The 25,031-nt window shown below is 73.3% G+C and carries 20 protein-coding genes; all 20 read right to left on the reverse strand.

The window, feature by feature from the left end:
• A complete protein-coding gene (locus tag VFZ92_RS04450) occupies window positions 1-1,239 on the reverse strand; it encodes a beta-ketoacyl synthase N-terminal-like domain-containing protein (RefSeq protein WP_330874386.1) in 1,239 nt (412 codons plus the stop codon).
• Window positions 1,236-2,492: a beta-ketoacyl-[acyl-carrier-protein] synthase family protein gene (locus tag VFZ92_RS04455; protein WP_330874387.1), complete on the reverse strand. Its 1,257-nt coding sequence runs from the start codon at window positions 2,490-2,492 to the stop codon at window positions 1,236-1,238. The genes VFZ92_RS04450 and VFZ92_RS04455 overlap by 4 nt, the downstream gene beginning before the upstream one ends.
• Entirely contained in the window at window positions 2,489-2,878 is a 390-nt protein-coding gene (locus VFZ92_RS04460) for a cupin domain-containing protein (RefSeq protein WP_330874388.1), read from the reverse strand. Before VFZ92_RS04460 ends, VFZ92_RS04455 begins: the two co-directional genes overlap by 4 nt.
• Window positions 2,875-3,468: a SchA/CurD-like domain-containing protein gene (locus VFZ92_RS04465; protein WP_330874389.1), complete on the reverse strand. Its 594-nt coding sequence runs from the start codon at window positions 3,466-3,468 to the stop codon at window positions 2,875-2,877. The genes VFZ92_RS04460 and VFZ92_RS04465 overlap by 4 nt, the downstream gene beginning before the upstream one ends.
• Complete coding sequence (locus VFZ92_RS04470; RefSeq protein ID WP_330874390.1) at window positions 3,465-3,857, reverse strand: antibiotic biosynthesis monooxygenase family protein; 393 nt, start codon at window positions 3,855-3,857, stop codon at window positions 3,465-3,467. The genes VFZ92_RS04465 and VFZ92_RS04470 overlap by 4 nt, the downstream gene beginning before the upstream one ends.
• A gap of 149 nt (window positions 3,858-4,006) precedes the next feature.
• On the reverse strand, window positions 4,007-4,303 hold the full coding sequence (locus tag VFZ92_RS04475) for a hypothetical protein (RefSeq protein WP_330874391.1): 297 nt from the start codon (window positions 4,301-4,303) through the stop codon (window positions 4,007-4,009).
• 280 nt (window positions 4,304-4,583) lie between these two features.
• Complete coding sequence (locus VFZ92_RS04480) at window positions 4,584-5,435, reverse strand: sugar phosphate isomerase/epimerase (RefSeq protein ID WP_330874392.1); 852 nt, start codon at window positions 5,433-5,435, stop codon at window positions 4,584-4,586.
• Between the two features lie 14 nt (window positions 5,436-5,449).
• On the reverse strand, window positions 5,450-6,460 hold the full coding sequence (locus VFZ92_RS04485) for a sugar phosphate isomerase/epimerase family protein (protein WP_330874393.1): 1,011 nt from the start codon (window positions 6,458-6,460) through the stop codon (window positions 5,450-5,452).
• Window positions 6,460-7,854, reverse strand: coding sequence for a nucleotide pyrophosphatase/phosphodiesterase family protein (locus VFZ92_RS04490; protein WP_330874394.1), 1,395 nt, complete (start codon window positions 7,852-7,854; stop codon window positions 6,460-6,462). Before VFZ92_RS04490 ends, VFZ92_RS04485 begins: the two co-directional genes overlap by 1 nt.
• Entirely contained in the window at window positions 7,851-9,023 is a 1,173-nt protein-coding gene (gene eboE, locus VFZ92_RS04495) for a metabolite traffic protein EboE (RefSeq protein WP_330874395.1), read from the reverse strand. Before eboE ends, VFZ92_RS04490 begins: the two co-directional genes overlap by 4 nt.
• The gene (locus VFZ92_RS04500) at window positions 9,023-9,889 is read right to left on the reverse strand and encodes a TatD family hydrolase (protein ID WP_330874396.1); all 867 of its coding nucleotides are present in this window, start codon (window positions 9,887-9,889) and stop codon (window positions 9,023-9,025) included. The genes eboE and VFZ92_RS04500 overlap by 1 nt, the downstream gene beginning before the upstream one ends.
• Window positions 9,890-9,891: 2 nt before the next feature.
• On the reverse strand, window positions 9,892-11,325 hold the full coding sequence (locus VFZ92_RS04505) for an EboA domain-containing protein (protein ID WP_330874397.1): 1,434 nt from the start codon (window positions 11,323-11,325) through the stop codon (window positions 9,892-9,894).
• The gene (locus VFZ92_RS04510; protein ID WP_330874398.1) at window positions 11,322-12,176 is read right to left on the reverse strand and encodes an SCO3242 family prenyltransferase; all 855 of its coding nucleotides are present in this window, start codon (window positions 12,174-12,176) and stop codon (window positions 11,322-11,324) included. Before VFZ92_RS04510 ends, VFZ92_RS04505 begins: the two co-directional genes overlap by 4 nt.
• Window positions 12,173-13,342 (reverse strand): inositol-3-phosphate synthase, encoded by a 1,170-nt coding sequence (locus VFZ92_RS04515; protein ID WP_330874399.1) that lies wholly within the window; start codon window positions 13,340-13,342, stop codon window positions 12,173-12,175. The genes VFZ92_RS04510 and VFZ92_RS04515 overlap by 4 nt, the downstream gene beginning before the upstream one ends.
• Before the next feature lie 86 nt (window positions 13,343-13,428).
• Window positions 13,429-18,180, reverse strand: coding sequence for a ThuA domain-containing protein (locus VFZ92_RS04520; protein ID WP_414719807.1), 4,752 nt, complete (start codon window positions 18,178-18,180; stop codon window positions 13,429-13,431).
• 225 nt (window positions 18,181-18,405) lie between these two features.
• Window positions 18,406-19,551, reverse strand: coding sequence for a Gfo/Idh/MocA family oxidoreductase (locus VFZ92_RS04525; protein WP_330874400.1), 1,146 nt, complete (start codon window positions 19,549-19,551; stop codon window positions 18,406-18,408).
• Window positions 19,552-19,639: 88 nt separating this feature from the next.
• The gene (locus VFZ92_RS04530; protein WP_330874401.1) at window positions 19,640-20,692 is read right to left on the reverse strand and encodes a substrate-binding domain-containing protein; all 1,053 of its coding nucleotides are present in this window, start codon (window positions 20,690-20,692) and stop codon (window positions 19,640-19,642) included.
• 89 nt (window positions 20,693-20,781) lie between these two features.
• Window positions 20,782-21,717: an ABC transporter permease gene (locus tag VFZ92_RS04535; protein ID WP_330874414.1), complete on the reverse strand. Its 936-nt coding sequence runs from the start codon at window positions 21,715-21,717 to the stop codon at window positions 20,782-20,784.
• Window positions 21,718-21,809: 92 nt separating this feature from the next.
• Complete coding sequence (locus VFZ92_RS04540; protein WP_330874402.1) at window positions 21,810-23,384, reverse strand: sugar ABC transporter ATP-binding protein; 1,575 nt, start codon at window positions 23,382-23,384, stop codon at window positions 21,810-21,812.
• Window positions 23,381-24,580: an ROK family transcriptional regulator gene (locus VFZ92_RS04545; RefSeq protein ID WP_330874403.1), complete on the reverse strand. Its 1,200-nt coding sequence runs from the start codon at window positions 24,578-24,580 to the stop codon at window positions 23,381-23,383. Before VFZ92_RS04545 ends, VFZ92_RS04540 begins: the two co-directional genes overlap by 4 nt.
• Between the last annotated feature and the right edge of the window lie 451 nt (window positions 24,581-25,031).

Below are 25,031 nucleotides of genomic sequence, written 5' to 3' on the forward strand. Positions count from 1 at the left end.
TCAGCTGCCTCCTCTGTTGGCTTCCGGACGTTGCAGGACCAGCGCCGAGTTCCCGCCGTACAGGCCTCGCGAGAGGACGAGCGCGGTGCGGAGGTCGGCTTCGCGGGCGGGCCCGGTGACGAGGTCGAGGTCGAACCGGCACTCGTCGACACCGGGGGTGGGCGGGATGACGCCGTGGTCGAGGGCCAGGACCGCCGCCGCCACGTCGAGGGCGGCGGCCCCCGCGTAGCAGCGCCCGTACCCGGTCTTCGGCGCCGTGACGGGCACCCGGTCGGCCGCGGGCCCGAACAGCGACCGCAGCGCCTCGAACTCGGCGCGGTCGGCCAGGGGGTCGCCCAGCGCGTCGAGGAAGACGACGTCGACCTCCGAGACGTCGAGCCCGGCCTCGGCCAGCGCGCACCGAGCCGCCCGCGCCAGCCCTTCGGCGGACCGCTCGAACCGCTGGGGGCCGGTGAAGGTGGCGCCGTACCCGGCGACGACGGCACGGGCCCGCGCGCCCCGGTCGCGCGCCGCGTCGGCGTCCTCCACCACGAGCATCGCGCCTCCCTCGCCCGGCGCGAAACCGGCGGCGCGGGAGGTGAAGGGCAGGTACGCGGTGGCCGGGTCGGTGCCCGTGCTGAGCAGCCCGTTGCCGAGCTGGCAGCAGATCGCGTACGGGCAGAACGGGGCCTCGGTGCCGCCGACCAGCATGGCCGTGGCCCCCCGCCGGAGTTCGGAGCACGCCCCCGCCACGGCGTCCAGCCCGCCCGCCTCGTCGGCGACCAGCACGCCGGACGGGCCGCGCAGGCCGTTGCCGATCGAGATCTGGCCGGTGCAGGCCGCGTAGAACCAGGCGATCGACTGGTACGGGCCGACGTGCTCGGGACCGCTGTGCCACAGCCGTTCGATCTCCCGCTGGCCGAACTCGACCCCGCCCGAGTAGCCCGCGGTGATCACGCCGAACTCGAACGAGGGCACCTCGGCCGGGACGAGGGCGGCCTCCCGCAGCGCCATCGTGGCCGCCGCGAGCGCGAAGTGGGTGAACCGGTCGGTCTGCACCGCGATGCGCCCGTCGACCCACTCCTCCTGCTCGAACCCCCGCACCTCACCGCCGACGACCACCGGGTACGGGTTGGGCTCGAACCGGCTCAGCGTGCCGAGCGCGCGGTGCCCGTCGCGGATCGAGGGCCAGAACCGCTCGACCCCGAGCCCGCCCGGCGCCACCACGCCGAGCCCGGTGACGACGGCCGCCGGGCTCACGACCGCTCCGGGTGGGTGAGCACCACGGCGGACTGGAACCCGCCGAACCCGCTGCCCACCGACAGCACCGCCCGCAGGTCGCACTCCCGCGCGGTGTGCGGCACGTAGTCCAGGTCGCACTCGGGGTCGGGGGTGTCGAGGTTCGCCGTCGGCGGGACGACGCCGTGGGTGAGGGCCAGCACGCACGCCGCCAGTTCGATGGCGCCGATCGCGCCCAGCGAGTGGCCGATCATCGACTTGATGGAGCTGATCGGCACGGTGTGTGCCCGCTGCCCGAGCACCCGCTTGAACGCCGCCGTCTCGTGCCGGTCGTTCTGCCGGGTGCCCGAGCCGTGGGCGTTGACGTAGTCGACGTCGGCGGGCGCCACCCCGGCCTGGTGCAGGGCGAGGCGCGCGGCCTCGGCCATCTCCACGCCCTCGGTGGTCAGCCCGGTCATGTGGTGGGCGTTGCTGCGGGTGGCGAACCCCGGCACCTCGGCCAGCACGAGCGCGCCGCGCCTGCGGGCGTGCTCCCGGTCCTCCAGCACCAGCACGGCCGCGCCCTCGCCGAGCACGAACCCGTCCCGGTCGCGGTCGAACGGGCGCGCGGCGCGCCCGGCGTCGTCGTTGCGCACCGAGGTGGCCCGGATGGCGTCGAAGCAGGCCACCGTGATCGGCGAGATCGGCGACTCGGCCCCGCCCGCGACCACCACGTCGGCCCGGCCCTCCTCGATCAGGCGGGCGCCGTGGCCCACCGCGTCCAGCCCCGCCGTGCAGCCGGTGGACACCGTGCGCACCGGCCCTCGGGCGCCCACGGCGTCGGCCACCTCCGCGGCCAGACCCGCCGGCGACAGGGCGCGGTGCAGGAACCGGGAGGCGAGGCCCGCGTCGACCAGCCACCGCTCACCGGAGCCCGAGGTGGTCACGTAGTCGTGCTCCAGCAGCGTCGTGCCGCCGACCGCGGACCCCATGCTCACCCCGACCCGCCACGGGTCCGCCGCGTCGATCTCGGCCTGGGCCCACGCCTCGCGCGCGGCGACCACGGCGAACTGGACGTAGCGGTCCATCCGGTCGACCTCGGCCGCCACCAGCCCGGCGGCCTCCGGGTCGAAGTCGCACTCCGCCGCGATCCTGGACCGGAAGCCCCGCGCGGGGAACAGGGTGATCGGCCGGGTGGCGGTGCGCCCGGAGGTCATCAGCTCCCAGAAGGCCTTCACCCCGAGGCCTCCCGGTGCGACGACCCCCAGGCCGGTGACGGCCACCCGGCGCGTCACGGCGACCGCTCCGTGTCCACGTGGCCCAGGTCGGGCCGGGGCGCGAGCGGGCTGAGGTGGAACACCAGCCGCGCCGGGACCGCCCCGGTGTTGCGGACCCGGTGCCGCACCCCGATGGGCACCATCAGCGCCTGGTCCACCCCCAGCGGGTGCGGCGCGCCGTCGAGGTCGACCACCACCTCGCCCTCGATCCCGAACAGGAACTCCTCGGAGTACGGGTGGTAGTGCTCGTTGACCTGCTCCCCCGGCTCCAGCGCGACGACGCCGAGGAACCCGCTGGTCGCGCCGACGGTCGCCGGGCCGAGCAGCACCCGGATGTCGCCGCCCCTCGCCCGCATGGCCCCCACGTCCTCCGGGCGGACGATCCGGTGCAGCTGGCTGGTCATGCGACCGGCTCCACGACGCGGTCGGTCACCAGCGTCATCGGCCGTGCCAGCCGGACCAGCCCCGGTGGCGGGGCGGGCCAGTCGGCGGCGCCCTCCACCAGGTGCACGACCAGGTCGCGGCGGCGGAACACGGTGGCGCCGTGCGCGTCCGCCCTGCCCTGCTCGGCGAGCGCCCGCGCCACGTCGGCCCCCGTGCCGGGGGAGGCCCGGTACAGCACCGCGGACCTGGTCGCGTGCCGGGCGGGACCGCCGTGCGCGGCCACGACCCGCATCACCGACGTGGCGAGGAAGCGCCGCCTGCTGTCCTCATCGGACAGATCGCGGTCCTCGACGAGGTGCGGGCGCAGCCGCTCCTCCACCGCGCGGATCTGCGGCTGGCCCGCGAGGTGCCGGATCGCCTCGTGCGGCGGGCAGGTGATGTCGACGACCCGCACCACCGTGGGCCCCACCATGAACACCGAGGTGCGGTCCAGCAGCGGCCTGGCGGACCGGGGACGCCCCGGCGGCGGGCCGCTGTAGCCGCCCAGGATCTCGGCCACCGCGGCCTCGGAACCCGGTCGCACGGCGAACGTCAACGCGTAGCGGTTCACGACTCTCCTCCCACGAGCACCTGGTCGGCGTCCGGGCGGCATCCCGCCTGCGTGGTGAACCGGACGTGGTAGCGCAGCGATTCCCGCGCGGTCACGCACTCCATCAGCGGCGCGGCGAGGGCGCGGTGGTCCGCGCCGGCCTCCCACCGCAGGAAGTGCGCGTGGCTCGCCCACTCGCTGGTGATGACCCAGTCGCGGGGATCGGTGGCCGACTGGCACAGCTGGTCGCCCAGGTAACCGTCCACTTCGGCCACGTCGTGCCGGATTTTGGCGTAGGAGTCCAGGAATCGGGCCTCGGAACCGTCCCGGATCCGCAGCTTGAAGATCACTCGCAGGTGGCGTGGACCTCGCTCGACCCGAGTCGTGCGGTGCTCGTCCATCACTGCCATGGCGCCTCCTCGGTGGTCACGGGAACCAGGGCCGGACATCAGCTCAAGCACCGATGGTCGAGTCGCGGCAGCGGATCCGCAACCGGTGGAGGGCACGACGGCCGTTGTTCACCTGAAGGAGAGACCCTTGGGGCGAGCCGACCCGCGGGCTAGTCCGGGTAGGACGCGATCCGGCACGCCTTCCTGGCGACCGCGTGGGCCACGCCCTCGGCCACGAGGGAGTCGCGGCACGCGCGGGCGTCCGCGGCGGTGCCCGTCTTGGCGACCTTGCACGCCTTGAGCACCGCGGCGGTCGCGGGGTAGCCGTTCTCCATGACGTGGTCGATGCAGATGCCGGGATCCGCGTGCGCGGGGGTGGCGGTGAGCGAGGAGAGCGCTGCGGTGGCGAACACGGCGCTGGTCAGCACGGCGGCGCGCGACAGGGCGCGGAGGACCTCACGAGACATCGGATCGTCCCTTCCTGGACGCGCCGGGCGCGGTGCCGGTCGTCCGGCACGCCCCACCCCCGGCGCCGGTCCAGTGGACTCCCCGCGCCGCCACCGTCGCGCCGTTCCGGGACGTGAATCCTCCGACGGGGACGAAAACCACCCGACCGGGAGATGCTGATCACTGCGCTCCGTGGCGCCCGGATCTCCATCACTCCACAGTGGAGGAGAGATCCGCGGCCGACCGCCGACGCGCGTTCGCGCGCCCCGCGACCGGGGCGCGCGAACGGGTCGAACCGGGTCAGAACCTCAGGTCTCGCAGGTACTTGTAGCCGACCTCGGCCGTCACCAGGGCGTCCGCGGGCTGGTCGTTCTCCACGATGTACTCGTCAACGCGGTGGTGCCAGGTCTCGCGGAAGACGCGGGCGAAGTCGATCGTGCCCTTGCCGAGGTCGGCGAAACCACCGTCCGGCTTGCGGTCCTTCACGTGGTACTGGCGCACGCGCGGGAAGTTCTGCCGGAACACCTCCACCGGGTCGACCCCCGCCGTCACGACCCAGTACAGGTCGACCTCCAGGTGCACGTCCCTGCGCGACGTGCCCTTCGCGATCACGTCGATCGGGCGCCTGCCCTCCAGCACCTGGAACTCGTGCGCGTGGTTGTGGTAGCCCATCTTGAGCCCGGCCTTGCGCAGCACCTTCGACGCCGCGTCCAGGCGCTCGGTGAACGACACCCACTCGGCCAGCGTCGGGTAGTTCACGTACGGCACGTTGACGTAGGTGTTGCGCAGCGCCTTGGCGTCCGCCACCACCTTGTCCAGGTCGCCGTCGATGCCCACGTGCGCGGACGTCGCGGAGAGGCGGTACTTGCGCAGCAGCTTCGCGAACTCCTCCGCGGTGCGGCCGTACGTGCCCGCCAGCTCGACCTTGCGGTAGCCGATGTCGGCCAGCGCCTCCAGCACGGGCGCGGGGTCGTCGCCGATCACGCCGCGCAGCGTGTAGAGCTGGATGCTGATCGACTCGCGGGGCACGCGGCGGCCGTGCCACGCCCCGCCGGTGGCGGACGCGGTACCGGGCAGCGCCGCGGCGGCACCCACGGCCGCGGCCGCGCCGAGGGCGCCGAGAACTGCTCTTCTGGACGGGCTGTGCGTCATGGCGCGCTGTCCTCTCAGGATTCTTCTCGGGTGGAGAACGCGGCGTCGAAGGCCGCGGCGGGCGGGTCGAACACGAGCCCCCTGATGAACTTCACGGCCTCCTCGGCGCCGCGCAGCCGGTCCATCCCGGCGTCCTCCCACTCGACGGAGATGGGCCCGGTGTAGCCGATGGCGTTGAGCGCGCGGAACGACTGCTCCCACGGCACGTCGCCGTGGCCGGTGGACACGAAGTCCCAGCCGCGCCGGGGGTCGGCCCAGGCGAGGTGGGATCCGAGGCGGCCGTTGCGGCCGTCGAACCGCTTCTTCGTGTCCTTGCAGTCGACGTGGTAGATCCGGTCGGCGAAGTCGAGGATGAAGCCGACCGGGTCGAGGTCCTGCCACACGAAGTGCGACGGGTCCCAGTTCAGGCCGAACGCCGGGCGGTTGTCCAGCGCGTCGAGGGTCTTGCGGGTGGTCCAGTAGTCGTAGGCGATCTCGGACGGGTGGACCTCGTGGGCGAAGCGCACGCCGACCTCGTCGAACACGTCGAGGATCGGGTTCCACCGGTTCGCGAAGTCGGTGTAGCCGTCGTCGATGACGGCCTGCGACACCGGCGGGAACATCGCCACGTACTTCCAGATCTTCGACCCGGTGAAGCCGACGACGGTGTCCACGCCCAGCTTCGCCGCCGCGCGCGCGGTGTCGGCGATCTCGGCGGCGGCGCGCTGCCGCACGCCCTCGGGTTCGCCGTCGCCCCAGATGCGGGCGGGCAGGATGTTGCGGTGCCGCTCGTCGATCGGGTCGTCGCACACGGCCTGGCCGACGAGGTGGTTGGAGATCGCGAACACCGCGAGCCCGTGCGACTCCAGCTGCGCGAGCTTCGCGGGGACGTAGTCCGGTTCGGCCAGTGCCCGGTCGACCTCGAAGTGGTCGCCGGAGCAGGCGATCTCCAGCCCGTCGTAGCCCCACCCGGCGGCGAGCTTGCAGACCTCCTCGAACGGCAGGTCGGCCCACTGGCCCGTGAACAGGGTGACGGGTCGGCTCATCACAGCTCTCCTCTCGTGTGCGCCGCGGGTGTCCGCAGCCCCTGCAGTTCCAGCAGGAAGTCCTTGACCTCGGTCGCGGCGATCCGCTCGCGCGGTGCGACGCTCGTGTCCGAGCACAGCAGCACAGGTCCGTCCTCGGCGCTGTCCGGGAGGCGGCCGTGGCTGCCGCGCACGGGGGACGGGTCGAGCGGCACGACGCTCATCGCGTACCGCAGGCCCGCCTTCTTGCGCACGAGGTTCAGCCCGGCCTTGGCCTTCGCGAGCGGGTCGGCGGGGTTGAAGAACAGCTCGGCCGGGTCGTAGCCGGGTTTGCGGTGGATCTCCACGCCGCGCGCGAAGTCCGGCGCGCGGTCGTCGTCGAGCCAGTAGTAGTAGGTGAACCACGCGTCGGGCTCGGCGACGGCGACGAGTTCGCCGGAGCGCTCGTGGTCGAGGCCGAACCCGGCCTGCTCGGCGCGGTCCAGGACGCGGTCCACGCCGGGCAGCGCCTCGACGACGGCCCGCGCGCGCTCCAGGTCGGCGGGGTCGTCGACGTAGACGTGGGCGACCTGGTGGTCCGCGACGGCGAACGCCCGCGACGTCCACGGGTCCAGGTACTCCATGCCCGCCTGGGTGTAGACCTCCAGCAGGCCCTCGGCGCGCAGCGCCCGGTTCACGTCGACCGCGCGGCGGGCCTCGGTGATGCCGTACTCCGACAGGGCCACGACGGTGGCGCCCGCGCCGAGCGCGTCGACCAGCAGCGGCGCGATCTCCGCGTCCACCGCCCGCGCCGCTTCCCGCGCCTGCGGCGAGTTCGGGCCGAAGCGCTGGAGGTCGTAGTCCAGGTGCGGCACGTAGACCAGGAGCAGGTCCGGGCGCTGCTCGACCAGGATCTTGCGTGCGGCGCCGACGATCCAGCGGCTGGACGCGATGGACGCCGTGGGCCCCCAGTACTGGAAGAGCGGGAACTCCCCCAGCGCGGCCACGAGGTCGTCGTGCAGCTCGGGCGGCCGGACGTAGGCGTCGGGCGACTTGCGTCCGTCGGCGTGGTAGATCGGCCGGGGTGTGATCGTCACGTCGGTGGTCGCGCCCATCGCGTACCACCAGCAGACGTTGGCCGCGGTGTAGCCGGGGTGGGCGCGGCGCGCGGTCTCCCACAGCTTCTCCCCGCCCACCAGGCGGTTGTGCTGCCGCCACAGGTGGACCTCGCCGAGGTCGCGGAAGTACCAGCCGTTGCCGACGACCCCGTGCTCCGCCGGGGTGAGGCCGGTGAGGAACGTGGACTGGGCGCTGCACGTGACGGCGGGCAGCACGGTGCCCAGCTCCGCCCGCCACCCCAGGCGCGCGAGGTTCGGCATGTGGGGCAGCAGCGCCGGGGTCATCCCGACGACGTCGATCACGACGAGCGGCTTCACGGGCGGGCTCCTTCCTCGACGGCCAGGTCCCGAGGCGCGCTCTGCTCCGGGACCGCGGTGTCCAGCACCCCCAGGTGTTCGCGCGCCCAGCGCAGCTCGGCGGCGATGCCGCGCACCAGCCCGGTGTCGTCCTGGCCGACGGCGCCGGGCAGCACGCTCCACGTGTAGGTCTCGACCTCCACGTGCGGCAGCGGGCCGTGCGCGGCGAGCGCCCCCACGGCGTCGCGCAGCACCTCGGTGGTCGCCGACAGCGGCGCGGCGGGCCGCGCGTGCAGCGGGACGTGGAAGTGCACGCGCCACGGGTCGCGGCCGGGCAGCTCGTGGTGGGCCTGCGGCAGGTCGTCGGAGGCGAGCACCACTCCCCCGCTCAGCTCGCGGACCTGGTGCAGGTAGCGGGGTTCGGTGAACGCGGCCAGCGCGCGGCGGCCCTCGGGCGTGCCGGGGGCGGTGACCTCCAGCGCCGCCGACGCCTGCACCTTGACCACGCGCAGACCGGCGGCGTGGACCTCGGCGACGGCGGCGGCCGGGTCGGCGAAGGACACCGCGAGGTGGCAGGTGTCCAGGCAGATCCCGACGTGGTCGGGGTCGACCCGCCCGGCGAGCCGGGTCACCGCGTCGTGCACGGTGTCCAGGACGCAGCCGGGTTCGGGTTCGACGGCCAGCGCGATCGGCTTGCCGGTCCACGCGGCCTGCGCGCGCAGCACCCGCGCCAGGTCGTCGAGGGCGGCGAACGCGGCGGAGTCGTCGTCGGGCGTCCACGGGGTGCGCCAGCCCAGCGGCAGCGTGGAGATGGAGCCGCTCGCGGCGGCGTCGGGCAGCAGGTCGGCCAGCACGGTGGCGCAGTCGGTGGTGTAGCGCAGCCGCTCCGGGTCGGTCCAGCGCGGCCGGTACACCGAGTGCTTCACCACGGCGTCGTGGAAACCGCCGTAGGGGAAGGCGTTGAGGGTGCGGACCTCCAGGCCGCGCGCGTCGAGCTCGGCGCGCAGCCGCCGCCGGGACGCCTCGTCCTCGGCGAGGCCGCGGGCGACGTCGGCGGACAGCCACAGGCCGAGGCCGAGGTGGTCGGTGCCGAGCAGGCGGCGCACGGGCAGGGCGAAGCGGTCGAGCTGGGCCAGCACGCCGCGCAGGTCCTCGGCGGGGTGGACGTTGGTGCAGTAGGACAGGTCCATCACCGGTCACCGCCGCCGCGCAGCACGGAGTTGCCGGAGAACGTGTCCGGCGCGGCGCTGAAGCCGGGCAGGTCGTCGAGCAGCAGGCGTCCGCTCTGGCCGTAGAACTCGACCGGGTTGCGCCACAGCACGGTGTCCACGTCGGACTCGCTGAAGCCCGCCTCCAGCATCGCCAGGCCGGTCTTGTGCGTCTTGAGCGGGTCGGAGCGGCCCCAGTCGGCCGCGGAGTTCACCAGCACCCGCGCGGTGCCGTACTCCTTGAGGATCGCGACCATCCGGTGCTCGTCCATCTTGGTGTCCGGGTAGATGGAGAAGCCCATCCACGCGCCGGAGTCGGCGACCGCGCGCACGGTCGTCTCGTTCAGGTGGTCCACGGCGACCCGCTCCACCGGGAGGCCGGACTCCTTGACCAGGTCGAGGGTGCGGCGCGTGCCCGCGGCCTTGTCGCGGTGCGGGGTGTGCACCAGCGCGGGCAGCTCGTGCTCGACCGCGAGCTGGAGCTGGCGGGCGAACGCCTCGTCCTCCTCCGGCGTCATCGAGTCGAAGCCGATCTCGCCGACCGCGACGACGCCGTCCTTCTCCAGGTAGCGCGGCAGCACGTCCAGCACGGCCGTGCAGCGGGGGTCGTTGGCCTCCTTGGGGTTCAGCGCGATCGTGCAGTGGTGGCGGATGCCGAACTGGGCGGCGCGGAAGCGCTCCCAGCCGATGAGCGCGTCGAAGTAGTCGGTGAACGAGCCGACCGACGTGCGGGGCTGGCCCAGCCAGAACGCCGGTTCGACCAGCGCGCGCACCCCGGCGGCGTGCATGGCCTCGTAGTCGTCGGTCGTGCGGGACGTCATGTGGACGTGCGGGTCGAAGATGCGCACCCTCACTCACCCTTCCCGAGCAGTCGTGCGGCGTCGGCGGGCACGTCGCGGCCCGCGGCGGTGCGTTCGGCGGCGTAGTCGGCGACCATGCGCAGCAGCTCGTCGTCGGTGCGCCGCTCCAGCCCCGCCACCGCGGCCAGCGGCACGCCGGTGAACAGGCACTTGAGGACGCCGTGCCGCCACCCGTGGTCGTCGAGGTGGTCGGCGGCGAAAGGGCCGAGCGCGGCGGCGACGAGCCGGACGTCGTTGGTGCGCAACGCGTCGCGGACGATCTCCAGGCCCGCCGCGGGCGCCCGGTCGCCGACCAGGGCGAGGCCGCGCAGCACGCCGCGCCTCTCCGCGTCGTCGCCGTGCCGGTAGAGCGCGAGCAGTTCGGCGGACAGGGCGTCGTCGTCCAGGACGGTCGCGAGCGCGCCGAGGAGTTCGGCGCGGGCGGCGTCGTCGACGCCGCCGTGCACCAGTCCCCGCGGATCGTCGTCCGGCCGGGCTAGGTCGCGGCCGACCCGGCGGCCCACGGCCGGGAACAGCCTGCCCACCGCGGCGGGGTCGCGGCGCACCGCGCGCTGGGCGTCGGCGAGCCACGGGTGCCGGGGCTTCGCGGGCTCGTCCGGCATGGCCGCCGTGAGCGCCTCCAGCGCCCGGCGGGCCACGTCCGGGGCGGCGTGGCCGTGCCGCGGCAGTTCGACGGCCGCGACGCCGACGTAGCCGACCGCGGCCAGCGCGGCGAGGGTGCCGCGCAGGTCCAGGTCGCCCTCGCCGAACTCCAGGTGCTCGTGCACGCCGGGGAGCATGTCGTCGAGCTGCACGTTGACCAGCAGCGAACCCGCGCGGCGCACGCACGTGGCGGCGTCGTCGGGTTCCACGGCCACGCAGTGCCCCACGTCGAGCGTGACGCCGAACAGCGGCGGCGAGCCCAGTTCCTCGCGCAGCCGCAGCGCCTGGGTGAGGTGCTGCACGAACATCCCCGGCTCGGGTTCGAGGCCGAGGGTGACGCCCAGCGGTTCGGCGCCCTCCAGGACGGCGGCGACACCGGAGCGCATCCGCGCCCACGCCTGCTCCGCGGGCACGTCGTCCGGCTTGATGCCGGACCAGAACGACACGCAGTCGGCGTTCAGCTCCGCGGCGACGCGCACCGCCCGGAGCAGGAAGTCGACCCGGACCTCCTGCGACTCGCTGACCAGCGTCGGGTGGTGCTTGCGCCGCGGGTCGAGCAGGAACCGGGCGCCGGTCTCCACGACGCAGCGCAGACCCAGCCGGTCGAGCTTCGCGGCGACCTGGGAGACCCGCGCGGGCAGGTCGTCGGCGAACGGGTCGAGGTGGTGGTGGTCCAGGGTCAGCGCAACGGACGTGTACCCGAGGTCGGCGATGACGTCGAGCGCGTCGTCGAGGCGGTGGTTGGCGAAGCCGTTGGTGCCGTAGCCGAGGTGGAAGGTCATGTCGGGCTCACCCTCCGGCTCAGCAGGCGGGCCAGCGGCAGCGCCAGCGCGACGGCGGCGGCGCCCGCGACCGACCCGGCCCGCGCGGCGAGAGCCGACTGGAGCGGGACCATGCCGTGGATGCCCGCCTTGGTCGCGGTCCGCACGGACGCCGCGTCGGGCGTCCTCACGGCGTTGAGCTGGGCTCGGCCGACGGTGGCGGCGTAGCCCGCCGCGGCGGCGAGCCCGGCGAGGCGGTGCCGCCAGGACGCCGACGGTCCGGCGACGGCGGCCAGGGCGCTGAGCGCCGTGCCGCCGAGGACCGCGCGGGCCACCGGGGCCGACGTGCCGTGCACCTCGCCGCGCGACAGCGCCGTCACGCCGAGGGTGTGCCCGGCCACGGCCGCCGCGGCGGGCAGCGCGCCCCTCGCCCCGGCGGCACCGGCGCCGAGCAGGACGTCCAGCGCCCGGCAGGCGGCCATGCCGACCGGGCCGGCCGGGGTCGACTTCAGCACGGTGTCGTAGGACCAGACGGCCAGCGCGAGCGGCACGGCGACGCGCAGCGAGTCCCGGCCGCCCGCCCACGCCGCGATCCCGAGACCGGTGGCGCTGAGCCCGGCGGCGACGGCGAGCGCGCGGTTCGGCGAGATCCGGCCCGACGGCACCGGCCGCTCCGGGCGTTCCACGGCGTCGAGGTCGCGGTCGGCCCAGTCGTTGAGCGCCATGCCGGACCAGTACAGCGCCACCGACGCGAGCGGCAGCAGCGCGCGACGGCCGCGCAGCGGGTTCCCGGACGCCGCCGCCCCGGCGACCGCGTCCCCCAGGACGGTGAGCGCGGCGGGCGCGCGCACGAGTTCGACGTAGGCCCTCACGCGCCGTGCCTCCCCAGCTCGCGGGCCCACGCGTGGAGTTCGCGGGTCTGCTCGGCGAAGCGGTGCTCGTCGTGGCCGAGCGGGTCCTTGAAGAAGAACGCCAGCGCTCCCAGCGCACCCGACTGGCCGTCCGCGTGCGCGGCGGCCACGAGGCGGGCCAGGTCGAGCACGAGCGGCGCGGCCAGCGAGGAGTCCAGGCCGGTCCAGGTGAACTGGAGGCTCATCCGCGCGCCGAGGAAGCCCTCGAACGACACGTGGTCCCACGCGGTCTTCTGCTCCCCCAGGTCGGGGACGTTGTCGATGTGCAGCGGCGAGGTCACGGGCTCGCCGAGCAGCGCGGCCAGGCCGCGGGCCTTGGTCTCCAGCTTGCTGGCGGCGTGCTCGGCGTCCTCCAGGGTCGCCCCGTCGCCGCCGCCGAGCAGGTTGGTGCCCGACCAGGAGCGCACGCGCAGGCCCCGCGCGGTGAACATCGGCGCGAGGACGGTGCGCAGCAGCGTCTCGCCGGTCTTGCCGTCGCGGCCCGCGTAGGGCAGGCCGAGGTCCACGGCGAGCTGGTGCAGCGCGGGCAGCGCGACGCCCGCGGACGGGGTGAAGTCGACGAACGGGCAGCCCGCGCGCAGCGCCGCGTACGCGGCCAGCGAGCTGGGCGGCAGGACGGCGCGCTCCGGGTCGGCCAGCGCGGCCTCCAGCAGCGCGAGGTCGTCGTGCTCGGGCAGGTGCGGCACGGGCGGTTCGGTGGAGGACACGTTGACCACGACGACGCGCGCCAGGTCGTGCCGCTCCCGGAACGACACCAGGTCCGCGGTGAGGCGCTCGGCCGCGTCGGCCTGCGCGCCGCGGTGGGTGGCCGGGTGGTAGCCCTCGCGGACCTCCGCGTCGGTCGCGCGCAGGCCGTCGGCCAGCGACGGCAGCAGGTGGTGCGGCAGCACACCCGCGTGGGCGAGCTGCTCGGCGCGCTTCTCCAGGGACGTCGTCACCACGTCGTGGCCGCCGACGACCAGGTCGTCCCACGACGGCAGGTCGACCTCCGCCAGTTCCGGTCTCGCGGTGACGCACCCGGTGGGCGGCGCGAGTCCGGCCCGCAGCGCGAGCAGCCCGCTCACGGCGGTGGTCGCCACCGATCCGCGTGCCCCGATCAGCCACAGCCCGGTCCGCTGGTCCGTCATCACGACCGCCCTTCTCGCAGGGGAAAGCTGGGTGGTGCCGGGTCGGGCGGGCGCGGGTCACCGCGCCCGCCCGACCCGTGTGGGAACTACTCCCGGCGCAGCGGCGCCGGAGCGCCGTCGAGCTGGGCGATCACCGCGTCGGTGTCGCGGACGAGCACGGCGCGCACGCCCGCGTCCGGGACACCGGCGGCCAGGGTGCGGAACGCCTTCAGCTCCTTGACCGCCTTGGCGTCCTTGCCCTCCGCCTCCAACTTGCGCGCCTTGGCCAGCTGCTTGGTCAGCTGGTCGTAGGACGCCTTCGAGAGCCGGTTGGTCGCCTTGAACCGGTCGAGGAGCTGGGACACGTCCCGCAGCGACGTGCTGACCGCGAACGGCACCGTCCTGGTGGTGGCGTTGCCCGCGACGTCGGTCGCGACGACCTTCAGCTCGTGCACGCCGAGCGCCAGCTCGTGCAGCGGCAGCGCCGTGCCCGAGGTCAGCGCCCGCTGGCCGACGGTCGCGGAGACCGCGCGGACGCCGGAGGTGGCGTCACCGGCCTCCCACGACACGACCACGTCGGTCGCGTCGCCGTAGACCCGGCCGTTCGCCACGCCCGCGACGAGCAGCGTGGGTGCCGTGCCGTCGATCTCGATCGTCGCCGCGCGGTCGACCTCGGTGTTGCCCGCGGTGTCGACCGACCGGTGCAGCAGGGTGTGGGTGCCGTCGCCGGACACCGCCACCGGCCGCAGGTAGGCCGTCCACGGCCCGCCGTCGAGGCTCCACTCGGTGCGGGCCACCCCGGAGGCCGGGTCGGCCGCGGTCAGGACCACGGACACGGCTCCGCTGTGCCAGCCGCTCTCGCCGGGTGCGGCGAAGGTGGCGGTGGTGACCGGGGCGGTGCCGTCGATCTTGACGTCCAGCGCCTTGACCTGCTCGACGTTGCCCGAGGTGTCGGTGGAGCGGTACTCCACCCGGTGGGCGCCGTCGCCGGTCACGACGATCGGCTCGGTGTAGGCGGTCCAGTCACCGCCGTCGAGCCGGTACTCGGTGCGCGCGACACCACCCGCGTCGGTGGCCGCCAGCTCCACCGACACCGGGGCCGCCGTGTACCAACCCGACTCGCCGGGAGCGGTGCTGGTGCTGGCGGTGGTCTCCGGCGCCACCACGTCGAGGTCCTTGACGCGCACGTTGCGGAACCGCACGTCGTCGGAGTCGCCGTGGTTCTGGAGGCCGATGTAGCCGCGGGTGAGGTCGCGGGCGGGGTCGGTGCTGGTGTAGTCGTTGATCAGCACCCCGTTCAGCAGCACCTGGATGCGCTGGCCGGTGACCACGATCTCGTAGGCGTTCCACTGGCCCGCGGGCTTGAGCGCCGCGTCGCGCGCCGCGATGTCGGCCGCCTTGAAGGTGTAGATCGCACCGGTCGTGCGGTCCACGGCGTCGGTCGGGTCGATCTGGATCTCGTAGCCCTGGTTCACCGCGACCCACGGGTCGTTGCCGGGATCGGGGAACCCGATGAAGACACCGGAGTTGTCGTCACCGGCGAGCTTCCAGTCGAGCTTGAGGCTGTAGGAGCCCAGCTCGGCCTCGTGCCACAGCAGACCCATGCCGCCCTCGGAGCGGATGGAGCAGTCGGGCTGGTGCGCGAAGCGACCCGGACCCGCCTGGTTCCACGACTCCAGGCTGGCGGCCGTGCCGTCGTAGAGGCTGCGGTAGCCCTCCTCGGGCGCGACCGGCGTGCACGAGGCGGCCTGGTCCGTGCTGAAGGTGAACGAGTCCACGTCGAACAGCGAACCCGCGCCGCCCTTGAACACGAAGTACATCTCGTGCGTGCCACCGGGGTCGGTGATCGGGGTCGGGTCGAGGTCGACGTAGTTGTCCCAGCCGCCGGTGTTGGCCACGTACACCGACTGCACCAGCGGGCCGTCCGGCGCGTCGAGCCGGACCTCCAGCGTGCCGCCGGAGCCGCCCGACGAGACGCGGTAGCCGATCCCGGTCACCCCGACGAGGTTCACCGGGTTGAACTTGATCCAGTCGCCGTTCTCGATCTCGCCGACCCTCTTCTTGCCCTCGGCGGTGTCGCGTTCCAGCGCCCGCGCGCCCTGCGCGCCGGTGTAGAACTCGGCCTGCTTGTGCTTGGGCTGGAGCACGGCCTCGTCGGACCCGGTCAGCGCCGGGGCGCCCGGCGCGCCGTTGTCGGTGTAGGTCGCGTTGATGACGCCGAAGACGTTGGCGTCCGCGCCGTGGCCGCCGTCGGCCGGGGTCGGGATGCTGCCCTCGCAGCCGGTGGCCCGGCTGAGGGGGTGGCCGTGGCTGTCGTGGCCGAGGATGTACTCCACGACCACCTTGGAGCAGTCGATCGGCTGGTCCTCGGGGTCGGTGACCGTCACGGAGAACGGCACCTGGTCGCCGAAGCTGAACACCGAGCCGTCGAGCGGGGCGTTGAGCGTGACCACCGGGGCGGTGTTGCCGACGTTGATCACGACGGTGGCCGCGCCGGTGAGGCCGGTCGGGTCGGTCACCGACAGCTTCGCGTTGTACCGGCCGACGGTGGTGTAGGTGTGGCTCACCGGTCCGGCCTGCGTGGAGTCGGTGGTGCCGTCACCGTCGAAGTCCCACGCCCAGTTCAGCTCGGGCCCGTCCTCGTCGGTGGTGCCGGTCGGGTCGAAGTTCACCGTCAGCGGCGCCGGGCCCGACGTCTTGTCGGCCGCCAGCTTCGCCACGGGCGTGTGGTTGCCCTGCGTGTAGTCGATCCGGTAGACCGCCGAGTCCGGCGCGCCGCCGAAGTAGCCGCTGCCGTAGTCCAGGACGTAGAGCGAGCCGTCCGGCCCGAACTCCAGGTTCATCGGCCTGGTCAGGGTCATCGAGTCGAAGAACGGGGTGATCGCGCCGCGTTCACCGTTCGGGCCGACGTCGATGGTCTTGATCCAGCCGCGGTCCCACTCGTAGGCGAAGTTCTTGCCGTCGAAGAACTCCGGGAACTTCGTCACGAAGTCCAGGTCCGGGTCGTAGTCGTAGGTCGGCCCGCCCATGGGGGACTCGCCGCCGGTGCCGAACTCGGGCACGGACCCGCCGTCGTAGGGGATCCACGCCGCCTTGGCGGGCGGCAGGTCCACCAGACCGGTGTTGTGCGGGCTGTCGTTGCGCGGCGCCGCGCAGTCGAACTTCTCCCCCGAGGTGCCGGTGGCGAAGTCGTAGTCGTTGTACGCCAGGTTGTCGCCGACGCACAGCGGCCAGCCGTAGTTGCCCGGCTCCTTGATCAGGTTGAACTCGACGGTGCCGCCCGGACCGCGGTTCGGGTTGGCCGACCCGGCGTCGGGACCGTAGTCGCCGAGGTGGATCCAGCCGGTCTTCTTGTCCACGGCGAACCGGAACGGGTTGCGGAAGCCCATCGCGTAGATCTCGGGACGGGTCTTGTCGGTGCCCGGCGCGAACAGGTTGCCCGCGGGGACGGTGTACGAGCCGTCGGCGGCGACCTTGATGCGCACGATCTTGCCGCGCAGGTCGTTGGTGTTGGCCGAGGAGCGGCGGGCGTCGAACGCCGGGTTGCGGTCGGCGCGCTCGTCGATCGGCGAGTAGCCGTCCGAGGCGAACGGGTTGGTGTCGTCGCCCGTGGACAGCAGCAGGTTGCCCTGGGCGTCGAAGTCGATCTCACCGCCCGCGTGGCAGCACAGACCCCGGTCGGCGGGGACCTGGATGATCTTCTGCTCGCTCGCGAGGTTCAGCGTGCCGTCGTCCGACAGCGTGAACCGGGAGAGCTGGTTGTAGCCCTTGAAGCGCGCGAAGTCCGCCGCGGTGCCGTTCTCCGGCGCGTCACCGGCCGGGGTGTCCAGCGGTGGCGCGTAGTAGAGGTAGACCCACTTGTTCGTGGCGAAGTCCGCGTCGACGGCGATGCCCTGGAGACCGTCCTCGTCGTGGTTGTAGACGGGGATCTGCCCGGCGAGCGACGTCGTCGCCTCCGGGGTGGTCAGCCACACGCGACCGTCGCGGGAGGTGTGCAGCACCCGGCGGTCGGGCAGGACGGCGAGCGCGATCGGCTCACCGGTCTTCTCCTCGCCCAGCGCCAGGGTGATCTGGTCGAAGTCCGCGTCGGTCGGCGGCTCGTTCGGCGTCGTGCCGCCCGGCTCGCAGTCGCCCGCCGCGGAACCCGCCGCGTACTTGATGCCGCCCAGCAGGTGCTGCCGGAACGCCGCGTCCGCGTAGGACTCCTTGGTGTGGCCCATGCCGGTGTACCAGGAGCGGCCCTCGCCCTGCGGGTGGCACCACACGATCGGGTGATCACCGGACGGGTCGGTCGGCGTGTAGCTGGTCTCGTCCAGCGCGGCGAGCACGTGCACGTCGTCGCGCGGGTTGCTCTGGTAGCTGTACCACTCGTCGGTGCGCGTCCACTTGTCCGGCAGGTGCGACGTGGAGCCGTGGTCGTGGTCCTCGACGAGCACGTCGGCTTCCTGGATGGCCGGGTGGGACTTGAAGTAGGAGCCCACCAGCTCGCCGTACCAGGGCCAGGAGTACTCGGTGTCCGCGGCGGCGTGGACGCCCGCGTAGCCGCCACCGTCCTGGATGAACCGCTCGAACGCGCCCTGCTGCTCGTCGTTCAGCACGTCACCGGTCGTCGACAGCCACACGACGGCGTCGAACCGGTCGAGGTTGGCGTCGGTGAACGCGCCCGCGTCCTCCGTGGCCTCCACGGAGAACTGGTTGGCAGCCCCGAGCGCCTGGATGGCGGCGATCCCGTCCGGGATGGAGTCGTGCCGGAAGCCCGCGGTCTTGGAGAACACCAGGACGTGTTCACCGTCCGGGTGGGCCGCGGCGGGCGCGGCGATGCCGACGAGACCGGCCCCCACGCCGGTCAGCAGGGCCAGGGCGGCGGCGCCGAGGCGCTTCGCCGGTGCACGTAGGTTCGGGGTTGGTGTCCGCAACTGCGGGCCGTGATCGACGCTTCTCTTACCAGGCACGGGTACTCTCTCCTCGTTCTCACGCAACTGGGGACCGCGGAAGGCTGGGAGACCTCCTCTCGTGTCGCGGCGCCGGCCAGGCCCGTCCGCCGGGCCGGCGCCGCTCTCACCGGGCGTCGTGGGTCGTGCCGCCTAGCGGGGGACGCTCTGCCAGCTCTCGGCCGTGGCGCTGTCCTCCACCGCCGCGAGCACCCGCTGGACCTGGAGCCCGTCGGCGAAGCTCGGCGTCGGGTCGGTCCCGGCGGCGATGGCGCCCACCAGGTCGACGACCTCGTGGACGAACGTGTGCTCGTAGCCGAGCAGGTGGCCGGGCGGCCACCACGCGCCGACGTAGGGGTGGTCGGCCTCGGTGACGAGCACCCGGCGGAACCCGGCCTCGGAGCCGGGGGCGTCCCCGTCGAAGAACTGGAGCTCGTTCATGGACTCGAAGTCGAAGGCCAGGCTGCCGCGCGAGCCGTTGACCTCCAGCCGCATCGCGTTCTTCCGGCCCAGCGCGTAGCGGGTGGCCTCGAAGCTGCCGACCGCGCCGCCGGTGAAGCGGGCCAGGAACAGCGCCGCGTCGTCCACCGTGACCTCGCCCGTGCCGCCCGCGCCGTCCGGCCGCGACGTCGTGAACGTCTCGGTCAGCGCGGACACGCCGGTGATGGTGAGGCCGGTGACGAACTGCGCCGCGTCCACGATGTGCGCGCCGAGGTCGCCCAGCGCGCCGGAGCCCGCCTTCTCCTTGGTCAGCCGCCACGTCATCGGCGAGTCCGGGTCGGACAGCCAGTCCTGGAGGTACACGGCGCGGACGTGCCGCACCTCGCCGATGCGGCCCTCGGCGACGAGCTTGCGGGCCAGTGCCAGCGCGGGCACCCGGCGGTAGTTGAACGCCACCATCGACCGCACGCCGCGGGCGGCGGCGGCCTGCGCGGCGGCGGCCATCTTCTCCGCTTCCGCGACCGAGTTGGCCAGCGGCTTCTCGCACAGCACGTGCTTGCCCGCCTCCAGCGCGGCCACGGCGATGTCGCAGTGCGAGTCACCGGGCGTGCAGATGTCGACCACCTGCACGTCGTCGCGTCGGATCAGGGCTGCCCAGTCGGTCTCGACCGCGGCCCAGCCGTACTTGTCCGCCGCTTCCCTGGTGCGGCCCGCGTCCCGTCCGCCCAGCGCCGCGAGCTTCGGCACCAGCGGCAGGTCGAAGAAGCGGTGCGCGTTGCGCCAGGCCTGCGAGTGCACCGCGCCCATGAACGCGTGCCCCACCATCCCGACGCCGATCTCCCCGCGGTTGTCGTTCATCCGTCTCGGCCCTTCGTCGATCCTGCGTCCACCTCGATCCGGCGGGGCGGTCCCGGCGTCGCCGCGCTGCGACGCCGGGACCCCCCGGTCAGGAGTCGAAGCCGACGTCCAGGTAGGAGTCCACGTTCTCCTTGCTCACGACGGCGGAGTAGGTCGTGATGAGCGCCGGGATCTCGTGCTCGGCGAGGTCGCCGATGCCCTTGGCCTGCCCGAGGAGGCGGGCCAGCGCGATGGCGGACGAGGCCATGGACGGGCTGTAGAGCACCGTCGCCTTGACCACGCCGCTGTCGGCCTTGATCAGGTCCATCATGTTCCGCGACCCGGCGCCGCCGACCATGATGAACTCCTTGCGGCCCGCGCCCTCGATCGCCGCCAGGACGCCGATGCCCTGGTCGTCGTCGTGGTTCCACAGCGCGTCGAGCTTGCTCGCGCCCTGGAGCAGGTTCGCGGTCTGCTGCTCGCCGGACTCCGGGGTGAACTGGGCGGCCACCCGTGGGCCGACGGAGAAGCCCGCGCGGGCCAGCGCGTCCTTGAAGCCCTGGCTGCGCTCCTGCGTCAGCGGCAGCGAGTCGATCCCGGCGACCTCGCCGATGATCGGGCTGGAGATGTTCTTCGCCTTCATCTGGCCCGCGATGTAGTTGCCCGCGTTGACGCCCATGCGGTAGTTGTCCCCGCCGATCCACGCCCGGTAGGCCAGCGGCGTGTCGAAGATCCGGTCCACGTTGACGACCGGGATGCCCGCCTCGGTGGCCTGCCTGCCGACCTCGGTCAGCGCCTTGCCGTCGAAGGGCAGGATCACCAGCACGTCGACCTTGTCGTTGATCAGCGTCTCGACCTGGCCGATCTGCTGGTTGACGTCGTTGGTGCCCTCGGTGGCCTTCAGCGTCACGTCGGAGAACCGCCCGGCCTGCGCGCGGGCGTTCTTCGTCATGGCCGCCATCCAGCCGTGGTCGGCGGCGGGCGCGGAGAAGCCGATGGTGACGGCCTTGCCGGGCTGGCTGTTCTCCCCCGAGCCCCCGGCCACCGCGGCGTTGGAGGCCGCCGCGTTCGGCGACTCGTTGGACGTGCAGCCCGCGAGGACGGCGGTGGCGCCGAGCGCGGTGGTGCCCCACAGGAAGCGGCGACGGTCGAGTGATGGCATGGCGAACTCCAGCGGTGTGGGTTGTGGGCCTGGCGGAGGGACAGCGGGTGGAACGTGAGCGGACCGGACGAACGCGGCCGGGTTCGCCGTCAGGTTTTCCGGACGCGGCGGCGCAGCCTGGTGCTCTGCAGCAGCACGGCGGCGACGATGATCACGCCCTTGGCGATGTTCTGGATGTCGGTGTCGAGGTTGTTCTGGGTGAAGATGCTGTTCAGCACCGTGAAGATCAGGACGCCGACGAGGGTGCCGATGAGGCTGCCCCGGCCGCCGGTGAGCAGCGTGCCGCCGATGACGACGGCGGCGATGGCGTCCAGTTCGTAGAACAGGCCGTTGGTGGAGGCACCGGACGTGGTGCGGGCGACGACCATGATCGCGGCGATGCCGCAGCACAGGCCCGCGATGCCGTACACCAGCGCGGTGTGCCGCTTCACGTCGATTCCCGCGAGGCGGGCGGCCTCGGCGTTGCCGCCGACGGCGAAGGTGCGGCGGCCGAACGTGGTCCGGTTGAGCAGCACCCAGCCGACCGCGAAGACCAGCGCGAGCATCCAGATCAGCACCGGGATGCCGAGGAAGTCGCCGCGGAAGAACGTGGTGAAGCCGGTCTCGGACACGACCTGCGTGCGCCGCCCGGACAGCCGCTCGGCCAGGCCGCGCGCCGAGGCGTACATGGCGAGGGTGGCGATGAACGGCACGATCTTGCCGTAGGAGATCAGCACCCCGTTGACCAGACCGCAGCCCAGGCCGACCAGCAGCCCGCACAGCACCATCACCACGGGCCCGTAGGCCTGCGTCGCGAGGGTGGTCATCCACACGCTGCTCAACGCCACGATCGACCCGACGGACAGGTCGATGCCGCCGCTGATGATCACGAACGTCATGCCGACGCTCACCACGCCGATGGCCGCGGCGAGCCGCAGCATCGTGGAGATGTTGGCCTCCGTCAGGAAGCCGTCCGGGCGGGTGATGTAGCCGACCAGGCACAGCACGACCAGCACGCCCACGAGGCCTGCGAGGCGCACGTCCACGGTGAACCCGCGGCGCGGGCGCTCCCGGCCCGGCGGGGGCGTGGTCTGGCCTTCTGCTCCGGTGGCGAGCACCGGGGTCGAGGACTTGCTGGTCACGACGATGCCTCCTCTGCGACGCCCGCGAGCTCGGTCGCGGCGCTGCCTTCCATCACGATGTCGAGCACGGCCGCCTCGGTCAGCTCGGCGGCCGGTCGGTCGGCGAGCACCACGCCCTCGCGCAGCACGAGGACCCGGTCGGCGAGGCCGAGCACCTCGGGGACCTCGCTGGACACCAGGACCACGGCCACCCCGTCGGCGGCCAGTTCGTGCACGAGCCGGTACAGCTCGGCCCGCGCGCCGACGTCGACGCCGCGGGTGGGTTCGTCGAGCAGCAGGACCCGGCAGCCGCGCACCAGCCAGCGCGCGACGACGGCCTTCTGCTGGTTGCCGCCGGAGAACGTGCCCACCAGGCGGCGGGGGTCGGCGGGCCTCAGCTCCAGCTTCTCCAGCACCGCGCGCGAGTCCTTCATCTCCCGCGCCCGGTCGGTGAACCCGGCGGTGCTGTAGGCGCCGAGGCTCGCCAGCGTCACGTTGTGCGCGACGGGCAGCTCCAGCAGCAGGGCCTGGCTCTTGCGCTCCTCGGGGGCCAGCCCGATGCCCGCCTTCACGGCGGCGGAGACGCTGCCCGGCTTGAGCCGCTGCCCGTTGACGGTCACGGTGCCGGCGTCGGCCTTGCGGGCCCCGAACACGGTCTCCAGGATCTCGCTGCGCCCGGCGCCGACGAGACCGGCGATGCCGAGCACCTCCCCGGCGTGGACGGTGAAGCTGACGTCGGCGAACTCCCCCGCCCTGGTCAGCCCCTCGACCTTGAGCACCTCGACCCGCTCGTCGGCCGTGGACTCCTCGCGCACCGGGAACACCGTGCGGACCTGGCGGCCCGACATGAGGTTCACCAGGTCGGAGGTCGGCGTGTCGGCGGGGAGCCCGGAGGCGACGGTGCGGCCGTCCTTCAGGACGGTGACGCGGCTGCCGATGCGGCGGATCTCCTCCAGCCTGTGGGAGATGTAGACGACGGACACGCCGTCGGCGGCCAGTTCGCCGACGATGCGGAACAGGTTGTCCACCTCGTCGGAGGCCAGCGCGGCGGTCGGCTCGTCCATCACGATGAGCCGCGCGTCGTGGGCCAGCGCCCGCGCCATCGACACGAGCTGCTGGCCCGCGGCCGACAGCAGCCCGACCTCCCGCTCCGGCGGGATCTCCGCGTGGCCGAGCCTGCGCATCAGCGCGGCGGCCTCGGCGTTCGCGGCGCCCCGGCGGCTGAACCCGAAGCGGGCCTTCTCGTGCCCGAGGAACACGTTCTCCGCGACCGAGAGCCCCGGCACGAGGTCCAGCTCCTGGTACATCGTCGCGACCCCGAGCCGCAGCGCCGCCACCGGGGACGACAGCGTCGCGGGCTCGCCCCGCCACAGGATCTCGCCGTGGTCGGGCCGGTGCGCCCCCGCGAGGACCTTGATCAGGGTGGACTTGCCCGCGCCGTTCTGGCCGAGCAGGCAGTGCACCTCGCCCGGCAGCACGCTCAGCTCGACGCCGTCGAGCGCCCGGACACCGGGGAACTCCTTCACGATGCCGGTCATCCTCAGCAGCGGCTGCCCGAGGTCGTGCCCGGTGTCATCCGGCGAGACGCTCATGGGGCCACCATTCCTTCCGTGCTCTCCACGTGGTCCTCCATCGTCACGACGGTCGGGTCGTCCAGCACGCGGCCCAGCGCGTGCACCGCGCCGCCCGTGGACGGGGCCCGGAAACCCAGCCGGGACGCGACGACCGTCGCGCCACCGGCGCCTTCGGCGAGGACGCGGGAAGCGACCTCGGAGCGGACCGGCTCGACCAGCCACTCGGACAGGGCGGCGAAGTAGCCGCCCAGCACCACGGCGGCCGGGTTGAACAGGTTGACCAGCACCGCGACGCCCGCGCCGAGCGCGGTGCCGATCTGGTGCAGGGCGTCGAGGGTGCGCCGGTCACCGGTCTCGGCGCGTGCCCTGACCAGCGCCATCCGGGCGTCCGGGTCGAGCGCCGGGTCGCGGACCGGGTCGTCGGGGCTGGCGCAGGCGTGCAGCAGCGCGCCGAGGCCGACCTGCGTCTCCCAGCAGCCGCGCCGCCCGCAGGAGCACCACGGGCCCAGCGGGTCGAGCATCATGTGGCCGACCTCGCCCGCGTAGCCGAGGTGGCCGCGCACGAGTTCGCCGCGCGAGACGGCGCCCGCGCCGACGCCGTGGTCGCCGGTCAGGTAGACGAAGTCGTCGAGGCCCGCCGCCGCGCCACCGGCCTGCTGCTCGGCGACGGCGGCGAGGTTGGCGTCGTTGTCGGCGCCGAAGAAGTCCAGGGCGAGCCCGGTGCGCGCGGCCAGTCCGTCGCGCAGCGCGACCTCGCGCCACCGCAGCCGAGGGGCGAACCGCACCACCGCGCCGTCGGTGTCCACCAGCCCCGGCACGGCGGCCGTGGCCCCGACGACCCAGCCACCGCGCGCCCGCACGTCGTCGACCACGCCGGTCAGCACGTCCGCGAGCAGGTCGAGCACGCGTTCGGGACCGGAGCCGGGCACGTCGCACGCGACCTGCCTGCGCAGCAGCACCTCGCCGGTGAGGTCGACGACCGTCGCGCCCACGTGCTCGACGTGCAGGTCCAGCCCGACGCCGCAGGCCGACGCGGGCCGGAGTTCCACCAGCTCACCGGGTCTGCCCTGCCCGCCCGCCGTGGTGCCCGCCGCGCGGACGAGACCGCGCTGCCCCAGGTCGCCGACGAGGGAGGAGATGGTCGCCTTGGAGAGCCCGGAGTGCACCGCGAGCTGCGCGCGGGAGACCTGGCCGTGCTCGCGGAGCGTCCGCACGAGGAGAGCCAGGTTCGCTCGACGCAGACCCGTTCGGTCTGTCGAGCCCGGGTGACGCAGCACGAACACTCCACTTCGTTGAGGAGCCGATCAAAAGTCGGTGTCTCAGCTCACAAAAGAGCCTGAACTACCACCCATATCGGACGCAATAGGCCGTTCAGAGCAAGAAGTAGGGGTGACTTTTGCTTTTTTTGTACAAAAGTGGGTTGGAAAGACACGAAACTTGATGGAGATGCGGCGTTCACGAAGGGTGGATCGGGCTTGTGGCGGTGAATGGTGACAACGTTGTCAGGGAAGCGGCTTTTGTCGGAGTGGTGTGGGTGGCGCCGATGGGCGGGCAGCGGGCAGCGGGCAGCGGGCAGCGGGCAGCGGGCAGCGGGCAGCGGGCAGCGGGCAGCGGGCAGCGGGCAGCGGGCAGCGGGCAGCGGGCAGCGGGCAGCGGGCAGCGGGC

It is taken from the genome of Umezawaea sp. (genome assembly GCF_036375055.1).
Lineage (GTDB): Bacteria > Actinomycetota > Actinomycetes > Mycobacteriales > Pseudonocardiaceae > Umezawaea.

What these genes read in the sequence shown, in the direction of transcription:
- VFZ92_RS04525 (WP_330874400.1), bottom strand. Translation starts at nt 19,551, where the DNA reads ATGAACGACAACCGCGGGGAGATCGGCGTCGGGATGGTGGGGCACGCG.
- VFZ92_RS04475 (WP_330874391.1), bottom strand. Translation starts at nt 4,303, where the DNA reads ATGTCTCGTGAGGTCCTCCGCGCCCTGTCGCGCGCCGCCGTGCTGACC.
- VFZ92_RS04530 (WP_330874401.1), bottom strand. Translation starts at nt 20,692, where the DNA reads ATGCCATCACTCGACCGTCGCCGCTTCCTGTGGGGCACCACCGCGCTC.
- VFZ92_RS04460 (WP_330874388.1), bottom strand. Translation starts at nt 2,878, where the DNA reads ATGACCAGCCAGCTGCACCGGATCGTCCGCCCGGAGGACGTGGGGGCC.
- VFZ92_RS04480 (WP_330874392.1), bottom strand. Translation starts at nt 5,435, where the DNA reads ATGACGCACAGCCCGTCCAGAAGAGCAGTTCTCGGCGCCCTCGGCGCG.
- VFZ92_RS04505 (WP_330874397.1), bottom strand. Translation starts at nt 11,325, where the DNA reads ATGACCTTCCACCTCGGCTACGGCACCAACGGCTTCGCCAACCACCGC.
- VFZ92_RS04470 (WP_330874390.1), bottom strand. Translation starts at nt 3,857, where the DNA reads ATGGCAGTGATGGACGAGCACCGCACGACTCGGGTCGAGCGAGGTCCA.
- VFZ92_RS04485 (WP_330874393.1), bottom strand. Translation starts at nt 6,460, where the DNA reads ATGAGCCGACCCGTCACCCTGTTCACGGGCCAGTGGGCCGACCTGCCG.
- VFZ92_RS04515 (WP_330874399.1), bottom strand. Translation starts at nt 13,342, where the DNA reads ATGACGGACCAGCGGACCGGGCTGTGGCTGATCGGGGCACGCGGATCG.
- eboE (WP_330874395.1), bottom strand. Translation starts at nt 9,023, where the DNA reads ATGGACCTGTCCTACTGCACCAACGTCCACCCCGCCGAGGACCTGCGC.
- VFZ92_RS04540 (WP_330874402.1), bottom strand. Translation starts at nt 23,384, where the DNA reads ATGAGCGTCTCGCCGGATGACACCGGGCACGACCTCGGGCAGCCGCTG.